The 12204-nt window shown below is 54.6% G+C and carries 14 protein-coding genes; 1 reads left to right on the top strand and 13 read right to left on the bottom strand.

The annotated features are described in order from the left end of the window. Positions 1–37: 37 nt before the first annotated feature. The 13 genes from KGP17_RS17945 to gspC are packed head-to-tail and all read right to left on the bottom strand — an operon-like array spanning position 38 to position 11792. On the bottom strand, positions 38–880 hold the full coding sequence (locus KGP17_RS17945; RefSeq protein WP_223498101.1) for an A24 family peptidase: 843 nt from the start codon (positions 878–880) through the stop codon (positions 38–40). A gap of 60 nt (positions 881–940) precedes the next feature. Beyond that, positions 941–1684, bottom strand: coding sequence for a type II secretion system protein N (locus KGP17_RS17950; protein WP_218519138.1), 744 nt, complete (start codon positions 1682–1684; stop codon positions 941–943). Beyond that, positions 1674–2162, bottom strand: a complete 489-nt coding sequence (gene gspM / locus KGP17_RS17955) for a type II secretion system protein GspM (RefSeq protein ID WP_223498102.1) — start codon at positions 2160–2162, stop codon at positions 1674–1676. The genes KGP17_RS17950 and gspM overlap by 11 nt, the downstream gene beginning before the upstream one ends. Further along, positions 2155–3354: a type II secretion system protein GspL gene (gene gspL, locus KGP17_RS17960; protein ID WP_209522554.1), complete on the bottom strand. Its 1200-nt coding sequence runs from the start codon at positions 3352–3354 to the stop codon at positions 2155–2157. Before gspL ends, gspM begins: the two co-directional genes overlap by 8 nt. Next, positions 3354–4340, bottom strand: coding sequence for a type II secretion system minor pseudopilin GspK (gene gspK, locus KGP17_RS17965; protein ID WP_179247784.1), 987 nt, complete (start codon positions 4338–4340; stop codon positions 3354–3356). Before gspK ends, gspL begins: the two co-directional genes overlap by 1 nt. Continuing rightward, the gene (gene gspJ, locus KGP17_RS17970) at positions 4337–4936 is read right to left on the bottom strand and encodes a type II secretion system minor pseudopilin GspJ (RefSeq protein WP_209522560.1); all 600 of its coding nucleotides are present in this window, start codon (positions 4934–4936) and stop codon (positions 4337–4339) included. The genes gspK and gspJ overlap by 4 nt, the downstream gene beginning before the upstream one ends. Then, positions 4933–5298: a type II secretion system minor pseudopilin GspI gene (gspI, locus tag KGP17_RS17975; RefSeq protein WP_115158175.1), complete on the bottom strand. Its 366-nt coding sequence runs from the start codon at positions 5296–5298 to the stop codon at positions 4933–4935. The genes gspJ and gspI overlap by 4 nt, the downstream gene beginning before the upstream one ends. Further along, entirely contained in the window at positions 5295–5846 is a 552-nt protein-coding gene (gspH, locus tag KGP17_RS17980) for a type II secretion system minor pseudopilin GspH (protein WP_209522562.1), read from the bottom strand. Before gspH ends, gspI begins: the two co-directional genes overlap by 4 nt. After that, positions 5846–6274 carry a type II secretion system major pseudopilin GspG gene (gene gspG, locus KGP17_RS17985; RefSeq protein ID WP_021805938.1) on the bottom strand — a complete coding sequence of 143 codons (429 nt, stop codon included), beginning with the start codon at positions 6272–6274 and terminating at the stop codon, positions 5846–5848. Before gspG ends, gspH begins: the two co-directional genes overlap by 1 nt. A 28-nt stretch (positions 6275–6302) precedes the next feature. Beyond that, complete coding sequence (gspF, locus tag KGP17_RS17990; RefSeq protein ID WP_223498103.1) at positions 6303–7526, bottom strand: type II secretion system inner membrane protein GspF; 1224 nt, start codon at positions 7524–7526, stop codon at positions 6303–6305. Position 7527: 1 nt separating this feature from the next. Continuing rightward, positions 7528–9033: a type II secretion system ATPase GspE gene (gspE, locus tag KGP17_RS17995; RefSeq protein ID WP_223498104.1), complete on the bottom strand. Its 1506-nt coding sequence runs from the start codon at positions 9031–9033 to the stop codon at positions 7528–7530. Next, the gene (gene gspD, locus KGP17_RS18000) at positions 9030–10994 is read right to left on the bottom strand and encodes a type II secretion system secretin GspD (RefSeq protein WP_037375612.1); all 1965 of its coding nucleotides are present in this window, start codon (positions 10992–10994) and stop codon (positions 9030–9032) included. The genes gspE and gspD overlap by 4 nt, the downstream gene beginning before the upstream one ends. Positions 10995–11012: 18 nt before the next feature. After that, entirely contained in the window at positions 11013–11792 is a 780-nt protein-coding gene (gspC, locus tag KGP17_RS18005; protein ID WP_245398315.1) for a type II secretion system protein GspC, read from the bottom strand. On the opposite strand from gspC, the gene KGP17_RS18010 reads away from it, so the two are divergent. Further along, on the top strand, positions 11770–11973 hold the full coding sequence (locus KGP17_RS18010; RefSeq protein ID WP_223499739.1) for a hypothetical protein: 204 nt from the start codon (positions 11770–11772) through the stop codon (positions 11971–11973). The two genes, gspC and KGP17_RS18010, sit on opposite strands and share 23 nt — an antisense overlap. Positions 11974–12204: the final 231 nt, after the last annotated feature.

Consider the following 12204-nt stretch of genomic DNA (forward strand, 5'->3'; position numbering starts at 1 on the left):
GTGCGCTTGCTAGCGCTTCCAATCAAGATATAGGCGCTTAAAAGCTCCAGGGTATAAACATATTGACCGCGCCCGACACGGCGAGCCAGGGGCCAAAGGCTAACGGTTGATTAAGATCTTGTTTCGCCAACCCGCGCTGTATCAGCGTAACCAGCAGCCCACTGGCCGCCGCCACCAAAATCACCTGTGGCAACGCTTGCCAACCTAACCAGGCCCCTAACGCCGCAAGTAATTTAAAATCACCATAGCCGAGAGCCTCTTTACCGGTTGCCAGCTTGAATAGCCAGAACACGCTCCATAGGCAGACATAACCCGCTACTGCGCCAATCGTCGCCTGTTCCAGCGAGGCAAAATGCCCCTGAATATTGAACAAAAGTCCGATCCACAGCAGTGGCAACGTCAGCACATCTGGCAACAGTTGTCTGTGATGGTCAATAACTGCCAGCGTCAGCAAAAAGGAGAGCAATATCCAGGCGCCCAGCAAAGGGAAACCTAGCGGGAATATAAGCGCCGTCAGCACAAACATCATAGCCGTTGCCACTTCAACCAGCGGGTAGCGCCTTGGGATCCGCTCACCACAGCAACGAGCCTTACCCTTTAACAACAGAAAACTCAGCAAGGGGATATTGTCCCTGGCTGCAATAGGATGCTGGCAATGCGGGCAACAGGAATGCGGTAATAGCAGATCAAAACGCGGTGTGGATTCAGGTAAGGGCAGCGCCAGTTGCACGAGCGCCTCACGCTGCCATTGCTTTTCCAGCATCACCGGTAATCGATAAATCACCACGTTGAGAAAGCTACCCACTATGACCCCCAATATCCCCGCGACACACAGCCAGAGGAGGGGAAATGCAACGGTAAAATCCAATAATAAACTCAAAAAACCTCCCTGCAGTCAACCAAGTACCTACCCAACCCTTTTAAGACAGCCTAGCGCCGTTTAAAGCAACCGCCCCTGAACCTGCCAGGGTATCTGCCCCTGATCGTTGGCCCTGCCTAACTGATTCATCAGTGGCCTCATCGTCTCCGGTAACACCGGCCCTCGGCGCACCTGACCGTTGAACTGATAGCGCCCGTCAAATCCGACGGTGCCACGCCCCGTCAGGCTCAGATGAGAGGAGTCTTGTTTCAACACCAACACCAGAGCCCCTTTTCCATCACAGCTCAATTGTCCTTGCACGTTGGCCAGCTCCAACGCCCCCAACGGGGTCGCAAGCTGTGCGTGCTGCCAGTTGACAACACCACCGCCAAGACTCCGGCAACCCGCGGAACTGAACTCTCCTTGTTGCAACCGCAGTCGCAGCTCTCCCTGGGCGGTGATCGGCAAAGGCAACGACAACTGTTGCCGCACAACATCCGCAGGAACAGAGAGTTGCCATTCATGCAGTTGAAGATCCTGCCAACCACGCAGGATCCCGGCACCCTGCAAGCCTTGCGGATCCTTTAGCTCAATCTCCAAGGCTGGCATCCAAGAGGAAAAAGTGAACTGCCAGTTCAGCTTGGCCAGCATAATGTTACGCCAGCTTAACTGGTGCAAACTGCCCTGCCACAGGGAACCCGAAAAGCCACCGACCTTCATATCTGCGGGTATAAAAGCTTGTAATACCCGTGCTGGCGCATGGCCTCCCAACAATAGGAGATAACAGGCCAACAAAAGCACGGCCTTTTTGGCTTTAGCGCCCATCGCTGCGCTCCAGCATCAGTTTGTTTACCGTCACCCATCCAGGTTTATCGGGACGCATCGCCACCTCAAGCGCCACAATGCGAACGCTATAACGTTTTTCCAACTGTGTGAGCCAAAGCATCAGGACATTAAAATCGCCAGGTTCCAGCGTGACCGCCAGCCGCTCTCCCTGAGGCTGCATGCGGGTAATGTTCATGTTTTGAGCTGTAGCGCTCTGTGCTACCCTGGCCGACAAGCTTAGAGAAGCCTCCTGTATGGGTTGTGCCCCTTGCTGGCGCAAGCGCGGAGCCTGTTGCAACATCCATTCCACCGTGTTTTGTTCACGAGCGATAGTACGCTGCCATTGGCTAGCCTGTTGTTGCCAGGGCAACCACAGTGCGTAGTAGCACAAGCTGACGATAACCAATACACCACAGCCCACTACCAATCCTCGTTCCCGAAGGCTGAGCTGTAGCCAGCGGTGCTTGAGTTCATTCATCCTTTATCCCCAGAGTCAGTCGGCCCTCTACCCCAGTTGGATTCTGCTTGATTTCACCAGGTTGCAGCTGATAACGCTGCCCGGCAGCAACCTGAAACTGTTCCAACGCCTGAAAAGAGGCCGCCTGTATATCGACTTTCAGCTCTTTACGGCCAGCGTCATAAGACAGCGCCTGGAACCGGATTGCCGAGTTCTCCGCCATCAGCTGTTGCAATTGGCGCATCTGTGCGACCACACCGGCTTGCTCGATAGGCTGTAATTGCTGCAAGTGCTGCTGCATCTGCACGCGCGGATTAACCACCTTTTTATCAGCCGGGAACAGCTGTTGGTAGACCCGCACACTTTCCTGCCGCCAATGGTCAGCCTGTTGCCAAAGCCGGTAATGAGACAGCCCAGCGCTCACACACAACAGCAGTAAATATACCGTTAATGCCATCATCACGGTTCGCCAGGGGCGTAATCGTGTACGCCAGGGGCTAGAGCGGGTGAATTCGCCCTGGCGCAGATCGGCTCCGCTCTCGTGCACACCTTCTGCCGCCAGCTGCAGTAAATCCCGCGGTGGTTGAACACGCCATTCCGGAGGGCTAGCGGTTGATGCCGGTGGTACGGAGTAGCTTTCAATGACCGGCGGTGCCCACACGGCCAAAAACTCCGATAACCAGGAGGATTCAATAATCATGCCGGCATGCTTTTCCCGGCGAAACAACCATTGATCATTGAGACTGACCGCACTCCAACCGTCGGCGGCCAAGGGTAACGCCAGCACATCTGGCAACATTGCCTGCACCTGCCCCCTCAGACGTTCACAACGGGCTACCCACTGATGCATCAGGCTTTTATCAACTACCGCAACGTCACATACATCACCACTTTGCTGCAAAATGGCAAAATGCAGCCGTTCAACCTCCGTTGCCAGTTGCTCCTCCAGCATAAACGGCAGTACTTGCAGACTCTGACGCCTGGCACGACGAGGCAGCGTCACACGATGGAAAACCAACTCGCTCGCAGGAACCAATACCCAGGCAGGGTATCTGGCAAGCAGGCTCACCAATTGGTCATCGTTCTCCCCCATAGCCAAACTACCTTGCTGATGACCGTCTGCTGAAGCGAAATACCACAGCACTGGCTGCGTTTCATCGCTGGGTAAGCGCAGTATCAACCTGGCTTGCTCACGGGGCTTTCTGTTAGGCATCAAGGCTCCACCATCATGCTTAATCCATATTGCCGCTGTACTACCTGGAAACTGTTACCGGCTTTGCGCAACAGGCTGCGCTGGCTATAGTGAGTCTCCCCCATCAGCACGGTGAAACTGGCTAAAAACAGCTCACTCTTTATCGTCAACAGCGATCTGACCGTTGAGGTGTCGATGTCCTTCAGGGCAACCTGTGCCAAAAATGCCGTCGTACTGCTCCACCCTTCACGTGGACGCTGTTGTAACAATCGAGTCGCCATGGCTGTATCAAGCTCCTTGAGAAATAGCGCCGCCAGTAATGGCCCTTGAGACTCACTCAGGGTATTAACGTTTACCAACAGCGTCTGGGTTGGCAGCGCGCAAACGTAAGGCAAAAGACGCCGATAAAGGCTGGCATCAACCCCTGAGACGGTGCGCAACTCGCTGACATCCTGCATGGGTTGATTGGCTGGCAAGTAAGCCACCGCCTGGGCCATATAGACCTCATCTTCAGCCCCATCACTGACTGGTTCGCTATCACTGTCTACCCAGTCGCGCAGTGCCGCGGCTATCTGCGTCGCACGCAGGGGCTCTTCCCCCAGGTTGATTAACAGCTGTCTAAAAACCTGGCTAGGATAAGGCAATGTCGGCTGCATCCCCTCACTGGCTGCCCCTTGGTTAATGGCATTGAGATTAAAGCAGGCCTGGCCATCAACAATCTGCCCAAACACCTCCCCGCCTTCAACGGGGAAACGGCGCTGTTCTTGCGCCCAGTTTTGCGCCAAATGCGTTTTATTCGGTGAGTCCAGCGCGTCTCGTTGCAAAATTTTTACCGCCAGTGTTTCTGCCGAGCGGGCATACCATTTTGCCTGCTGGCGATCCAAATGAGCCGCTGTGCGCAGATAGGTACGCCCGTTTCGCTCGGCAATGGTCGCAGCAATCGTCACCATCAGCGCCAGGATCAGCAACACCACCAGCAGGGCAACGCCCTTTTGCCGCGCCCTCATTCTTGCCCCACCGCCGTGATCAAAAACAGACGGGTCAATTCACCCACGCCAGCAACCACTAATGTCACTTCAATCCCCTGCGGCAAAACCGACGCGTTGTCCCAACTCTCCCGCCACGTCCCCTCGGAAAAAAAGCGCAGACGAAAGACACTGACCTCATTGAGCAAGACCTTGACCACCGGCGCTTCCCCAACGAGCGGATCCGCATGGGCATAGCTCAGCCGCTCTAACTGCTGATGGCGCAGACGATATCCCACCGGTTGTAACTCGGCGCGGGGCAACATTCCCATCGGATTTTGCCAACCGTTGCGCATGAAAGAGACGCCCCAGTCCTCACTTTGTAATTGATAGCGCGCCGCGGAAAATACGCGTTCATTCCCTCTGTGATGGCGAGGGATGATCTGACCGAAATCCCCTTCCAACTGCATAAAGGCACGTTGAAGCTCCGCCAACCGCTGTGCCTTGCGCTGCGAAATCTCATCATTGCGCATCACCCCCTGCAACACCTGGAAGGCGCTGATGCTCAACGCAGCAAAAATTGCCAATGCCAACAGCATCTCAAGCAACGTGAAGCCCCGCTGGCTACGACCATTCATTCCCGCACCACGTAGCTGCGTAAAGAAACCACTGGCGCAGCGTCTTCTTTATGACGCCGTACCTCAACATCCAGTGCCCGTAATTGACCCAGTTCGGTATCAACCCCCTGCCAGCGTACAGACCATTCCTCGCCAGCATAGGTCACCGTGGTGCCGACCCAGCGCTTTTCCGGCCAGGTTTTATCAAGATGTAACCTGGCCTGTTGATTATCCGCCAACCAACTTGCCAGTATTTTTTCCTCCATACGGCCAATACTGCCAGCCTGCTGTGCCGTGGTTTGCAACACGGCTAACCCCGCCAAGGCGAAAACGATCAGTGCCACCAGCACTTCCAGCAACGTCATCCCTCTTTGGGCGTTCACTGTGCTGCTCCGTTTACTGACGATTCGATCGCGCCCACTTCGTCGACCCGCAGCCATACCAATGGCTGGCTACCGGCCTCACTGAACACCAGCTCAAACGGCGTAATCTCCCCGCCAGGTAACAGCAGAATATCGGGTTCCGGTGCCGATTCCGCAGCACGCGGCCACTCCTGCCGATCGGGGAAATGCAGCTTGAGCCGAATATCATCAGGCATTTGGCTCCCTAACGCCGCCTGACGGGGTTGCCAATTCTGCCAGACGTAACCTTGCCAACTATCCGAGCCAGATACTGCCCCGCGTTTTTCAGCGGCCTGACGCTGTAGCATTTGGAATTGCCAGCCGTCAGGTCGAACCCGGATCCCCAACAACTGGTCATTTTGCACCGCGGCATCCATGGCAAACGCCAACTGAGCCTGAAAACGTTTCAGCTGTAGCTGCGGGTTATTCTGTTGCATGGCCGGAAATGACATGATCACCAAACTGGCTGCACTCCCGATCAGCAGCACAACCAGCATCATTTCCAACAACGTAAAGCCGCGTTGGCGCACTACTTCTTCCCAATCGTCCAGTTACCGATATCATCCTCGGTGTCCGGTATGCCATCGGGGCCATAAGAGAAAACGTCTAACTGACCGTGTTGGCCTGGGCTAAGCAACTGATAGTCTGCCCCCCATGGATCCTGTGGCAAACGGCGAATATAGCCACCTTGGGGATAATTGCGCGGTTCCGGTTGTGCCGAGGGCTTGGTCACCAGTGCCTGCAACCCTTGTTCGGTAGTGGGATATCGACTGTTATCCAGCTTGTACATATCCAATGCGCTCTCCAGCGCGACAATATCGCTGACGACCTTCTGATGGTCCGCCTTCTCTTTATTTCCCATCAGGTTAGGCACTACCAGACTCGCCAGGATGCCCAGGATCACAATCACCACCATAATTTCCAGCAGGGTAAAACCTCGCTGACGCTGTTGCCGCATTTTTCTCTCCGTTATTTGCAGATTGAATTTACATACTCATCAAGGTATTTAATTGCAGGATTGGTTGCAGGATCGCCAAAACGATAAACAGCACCACGCCCGCCATACTCACCACCAACAAGGGCTCAAAAAGCCCCAATGCCAACTGCATTTGGGCAGTAAACTCCCGATCCTGATTGTCTGCCGCGCGTTCCAACATGCTGTCCAGTTCCCCACTGCGTTCACCGCTGGCGATCATGTGCCGCATCATCGGGGGAAACAGCGCAGTGATTTCCAGAGCCCGATGCAGGCTCACCCCCTCGCGCACTGATTCCGTCGCCAATGACAACTGGCGGCGCGCATATTCATTGGTTAATACCTCTCCGCTGATGCGCATCGCTTGCAGCAATGGCACCGCGCTGGCATTGAGAATACTCAGCGTTCTGGCGTAACGGGCAGTATTGAGCCCTCGTGCGATGCGTCCGATCACCGGGAGGCGCAGCAACTGCCGATGGAAAGCAATGCGCCGCGCTTCTTGGCGCAGCCACAGACGCATCAGCATCGGCGCCAATAACAGCAACAGCAGCACCCAAGGGCCAAAGGCTCGAACTCCGTCACTCAGCCCCATCAGCACACGCGTTGATAGCGGAAGTGCCTGCTTCATGTGAATGAACTGTTCCACCACCTTGGGCACGACGGCGGAAAGTAAAATGGCGATCATACTGATGGCGACCACCGTCAGCACGCAGGGGTAGATCATCGCCTGCAGGATACGAGCTCGCATTTGCTGGCGCTGCTCGGTGTAATCCGCCAACCGGTTCAGAACCAGATCCAGATGACCAGAGGCTTCACCTGCGGCCACCATCGCGCAGTAGAGCCGCTCAAAACTGGTGGGATAAGCGCTCATGGCTTCAGCCAAGGAATGTCCCTCCAGTACTTTGGTGCGCACTGCGGCCATCAGGCTGCGCTGACGGGGTTTTTCACTCTGTTTTGCCACGGCATCCAGCGCCTCCTCCAAGGGTAAGGAGGCGGCGACCAAGGTCGCAAGCTGACGAGTCAACAACGCCAGATCGGCACTGCTAATCCCCCGCCCCCATGAAAGACGCCGCCCGTTTTGGGCCTGCTGGCGTTCATCCTGCCCTTCGTCCAGGCTTACAGGGACCAACCCCTGTTCCCGTAAAAGTTGACGGGCATGGCGGGCTGAATCCGCTTCCTGCACTCCCCGTCGTTTTTTGCCGCGCTCGTCTAGCGCCTGATAATGAAATAGGGCCATGTCATCCCTCTTCCTGAGACTGGCTTTCGGTCACGCGGATCACCTCTTCCCAACTGGTCTCACCCGCCAACACTTTTTCCAATCCCCCCTGGCGCAATGTCTTGTACTCATGACGTAATTGACGAGCAATCGCGAATTCACTCTCTCCCTGATGGATCGCCGTACGCACTCGGTCATCAATCAGCAGCAGCTCATGGATACCCGTACGCCCACGGTAACCGGTAAAATTACACTGCGAGCATCCTTTCGGCTGCCATAATGGGGTTCCGGGTAAAATCCCCATTTGATCGGCCAAGGCCGGATCGGCGGCGTAAGTTTGACGACAATCGGGGCAGAGTGTGCGAACCAGTCGCTGCGCCAGCACGGCCAGTAATGAGGTGGAAAGCAAAAAAGGCTCGATGCCCATATCCTGCAGCCGTGATAAGGCCCCCAGCGCGCTGTTGGTGTGCAGCGTGGAGAGTACCAGGTGCCCTGTCAGTGATGCCTGAACCGCAATCTGAGCGGTTTCGCTGTCGCGGATTTCCCCAACCAGCACTACATCAGGATCCTGACGCAGAATGGCTCGCAGACCGCGAGCAAATGTCATATCTACCTTGGGGTTTACCTGCGTCTGGCCGATACCCTCGAGTTCATACTCGATCGGGTCTTCTACCGTCATGATATTGCGTTCGCTGGCATTGAGGCGGCTCAATGCTGCATAGAGGGTGGTGCTCTTACCCGAACCTGTAGGTCCGGTGACGAGGATAATACCGTGTGGCCGCTGGATCAGTTCATCGATCTGCCGCCGATGATGTGAAGACATGCCAAGCGCGGCGAGATCCAGACTGACGCTGTTTTTATCCAGTAAACGCAGAACAATTCGTTCACCATAATTAGACGGTAAGGTCGAAACCCGCACATCAATGGCTCGGCCACCGATTCGCAATGCCATGCGCCCATCCTGCGGTATCCGCTTCTCGGCAATATCCAGCCGTGCCATGACCTTGATGCGCGATATCAATAAAGAGGCCAACCGCCGCTGAGGGCGCAGAATTTCACGCAACACGCCATCGACCCGGAAACGGATCTGCAAATGGCGTTCATAGGTTTCGATATGGATATCCGAGGCTTTATCCTTGATGGCTTCCGTCAGCATCGCATTGATCAGGCGGATAATAGGGGCATCATCATCGGCATCCAGCAAGTCGTCGCTGTCGGGTAGCTCTTCTGCCAGGGTATAAAAATCCATTTCATTGCCGATATCGGTCATCATGCGTCGCGCCTCTTGCGAATCGCGCTGGTAGCTGATCACCAGTTGTTTCTCAAACTCTTCACCCGACACCGTGCTGATAGTCAGCCCACACCCGGCCACCCTACGCACCTCAAGCAATGCTGTGGCGGTGGTTTCCGCCAGACGGAGCACTCGGCACCCAGCATGATCCCGCAAAAGCAAAATGCGTTGCTCGCGCGCATAGGCAAATGGCAACTGCGGGCGTAATTCACTCAGGTCCTCGGGGAGGGTGTTCATCGTCCCCCCGTTGAATAGAATGCGCTGATCGCGGCATTAACCTGGCGGAAAGTGGCACCGTTTTGATCGGGTGGCAACTTCAATACTTCGTTATTCAGCGTGGCTTCGCTCCCTTGTTTGCCACGCTGATGGTCTTGTTCCTGATTAAAAGCCTGATACTTTTCTGAGGAGGCCTGGCGATACTGGTCACGATCCCGGATGATCGACGGGCGAATGAACAGCATCAGGTTGCGCTTGGAAACCTGTTTGCTGTTGGAGCGGAACAGATAGCCCAGCACCGGGATATCCCCCAGCACCGGAACCTTGTCGCTGCTGTCGCGGACGGTTTTATCCAGCAAGCCACCCACCACCACGGTTTCGCCGCTGCCTACCAGCACCGCGTTATTGACCGTGCGGGTATTAAAGGTCGCCCCCAGATTAGCACTGCTGCTGGACGCCGCATCAGCCACACTGGAAACCTCCTGCTCGATCTCCAGCAGCACGGAGTCCCCTTCGTTGATCTGCGGTTTGACTTTCAGCTTAATGCCGACGGTTTTACGCTCTACCGTGTTGAAGATATTATCGCCCGACGTCGTTTGCGAGCCGGAGAGGACAGGAACTTCCTGGCCGACATTGAATGTCGCCTCCATGTTGTCAAGCGTGACAATGCTCGGTGTCGCCAGAATGTCATTCTTGCTACTGCTGGAAAGCGCGGTCAGCAGCATTGCCCAATTGCCCTGATAAAAACCGGCAGCAATACCGTTAAAACTGCTGAGAGCGCTGGCCAGGGTACTATTCACCGTCCCGTCCTGATTGTATTGATTGGCTCCGGCAATCGCCGTAGTGATAGGCAAACCGGTATTGGTGAACTGCGTCACTCCAGCATTCTTGTTGGCCCACTGGATCCCCAGGTTCAAACCATCGGCATCTTGTACCTCTGCGATAATCGCCTCTACCAATACCTGTGCACGGCGAATATCCAACTGAGCTATCACCTTCTCCAGATCTCGCATGACATCCGGAGCCGCCGTCAGTATCAGTGAATTGGTTTGCTCATGGGCTTTGATGGTGATGTCTTTACGCAGTGCTTCCGCCGGCTTGGCATTCTGTTGCTCACTTTGAATACTGGTACTGACGCCAGTCAACACCTCAACCAGATCGGTGGCTTTGGCATACTTCAGGTAAATCACTTTGGTATTGCCTTGCACGGCCTGCTCACGATCCAGCTGCTTGATCATGGCGATGATCCGCTGGCGGGAGTTGGGTTCTCCGCTCACCAGGACCGAGTTGGTTCGTTCATCCGCAACAAGATTGGCTACCATCAGGCTTGGCATCGCTGATTTGCTGGCATCCTTGGTTAATTCGGTGACCAGTTTGACGACTTCAGCAGCTGACGCGTAAGCCAGCGGTACCGTGACCACACTGCGGTCACCGACCTTGTCAACCCGTTCAACAATCGCCATCAAACGTTTGATAACTGCTGCACGCCCAGTCATCAGCAACACGTTGGAAGGCTCATAATGCACAACACTGCCAGCCCCGGCGTTATCGTTCAATTGACGGAGTAACGGGGCAAGATCGCGTGCCGCCACGTTATTGACCGGCACGACACGTGTCACCACTTCATCACCCTCGCCCGGCTGAGCATCGCTGGCTACCGGCACCGCAGCGGTTTTCGCATCCTTGGAACGCACCACTTTCAACACGCCGTTACGCATATCGACCACGGCAAAGCCATAAACGTCCAGCACGCTGAGGAAGAACTGGTAATACTGCTCCTCATTGAGCATGTCATAACTGCGTACGGTGATAGTGCCGCGCACGGCAGGATCGATAATCACCGTTTTATTCAGGTTCTTGCTGACCGTATTAATAAACTCCTGAATATCCGTGCCCTTGAAGCTGGCAGAAAACTCGGCACTCCAGCCCTGCCGAGTACCAAGCAGCATCACCGCCAGTAGCACAATGCGTAAGCTCCTGATTATTTTTGTATTCAACAATTAGTCATCTCCAAGAGCCAAATAGATATCCTGTAACTGACCGCCACGCTCAACGGTAAGATTCAGTTCACTGAGTTCTGAAAGCTGTTTCAATGCCTGTTGCGCCTGCTGCGCATCACGCAGATCCAGGCCATTGAGCGCTATGGCAAGATCGTTTTCCTGCAGCCCGACCTTGCGGAATAACTCGCCTTGTTTGCCCGGATTGAGTCGATAGCCGATGAGTTTGTCATCCACCATCACCGGTGAGATATTCAGGTAATTGAGAATGCTTTGCGGCTGCTTTTGCAGCTGTGCCTTGAGCTGCGACGCTGAGGTTTTTTTGTCACTTTTAGCGGCCTCGGGTTGCTCGCTGAACAGCAACAACGATTCATAATTCCCCTGATAGGCGATCACGATACGATCGGCAAAAATTGACGCAATTCGGGCGTCATAACCAGGCACCTTCTCCCCCACGCCAAGGCTGAACTGTTTGCTATCTTTGGCGATAATGGCGATGGAACGCTCTGGACTGGGGCTGGCGACAATGCCGGTCAGGTTTAGCTTGAGAGAAGAAGGCGGTGCGTTACGCAGGGTTTGGTCAGAGACCGCATGCTCAGCGGCGGAAGATGAGGGTAGCGAAGTACCAAAGAGGGTGAAGCGGTAACGTTCAGACTCACCTCCAACGCCAGTTGTTACTGGTGCGAAATCTGCTTTGGATAAGCGTACGGGGGATATTTCAGGGGGCAGGAGCCCGTGCCAGGTGAGCAAGGCGAGTTGATTGCAAATCAACAGTGACAGCACGCATAAAGCCCATCGCGGCGTGAACAGCCTGAAAGTAGTCTCTCTGCATACCGATAACAATACAGAAAATCGCATCTTGCCTTCCTTTGCCTGCTTCTCTGTTTACGCCAGCCAGAAGTTCACCGATATCAGTCAATCGGTGGGCATATCGTTGGGGGCATTGTCGTTGGAGAATATGTAAGGTTATGACTGAAACCTTACAACTCAGTACCTCCATCAGCCCTTACGTTTCTGAATACATCCTCTCAGAAAGGGTTACTTTATACATACTCCCCTCAATAATAAATCATTATTTTTGCTTATCGAAATAATTTATCTTTCTGTTTTTATAGCTATTTATTTCTTAATCTCGCTAGCATAAAAGCGGTTTAACCCGTTTAATCTCCCTACTCTAAACTTCGCGTCCTCCTTC

This window comes from Serratia sp. JSRIV001 (assembly GCF_019968745.1).
GTDB lineage: Bacteria > Pseudomonadota > Gammaproteobacteria > Enterobacterales > Enterobacteriaceae > Chania > Chania fonticola_B.

Coding starts and splice junctions, on each gene's coding strand:
- KGP17_RS17950 (WP_218519138.1), bottom strand. CDS start 1,684: ATGGGCGCTAAAGCCAAAAAGGCCGTGCTTTTGTTGGCCTGTTATCTC.
- gspM (WP_223498102.1), bottom strand. CDS start 2,162: ATGAATGAACTCAAGCACCGCTGGCTACAGCTCAGCCTTCGGGAACGA.
- gspL (WP_209522554.1), bottom strand. CDS start 3,354: ATGCCTAACAGAAAGCCCCGTGAGCAAGCCAGGTTGATACTGCGCTTA.
- gspK (WP_179247784.1), bottom strand. CDS start 4,340: ATGAGGGCGCGGCAAAAGGGCGTTGCCCTGCTGGTGGTGTTGCTGATC.
- gspJ (WP_209522560.1), bottom strand. CDS start 4,936: ATGAATGGTCGTAGCCAGCGGGGCTTCACGTTGCTTGAGATGCTGTTG.
- gspG (WP_021805938.1), bottom strand. CDS start 6,274: ATGCGGCAACAGCGTCAGCGAGGTTTTACCCTGCTGGAAATTATGGTG.
- gspF (WP_223498103.1), bottom strand. CDS start 7,526: ATGGCCCTATTTCATTATCAGGCGCTAGACGAGCGCGGCAAAAAACGA.
- gspE (WP_223498104.1), bottom strand. CDS start 9,033: ATGAACACCCTCCCCGAGGACCTGAGTGAATTACGCCCGCAGTTGCCA.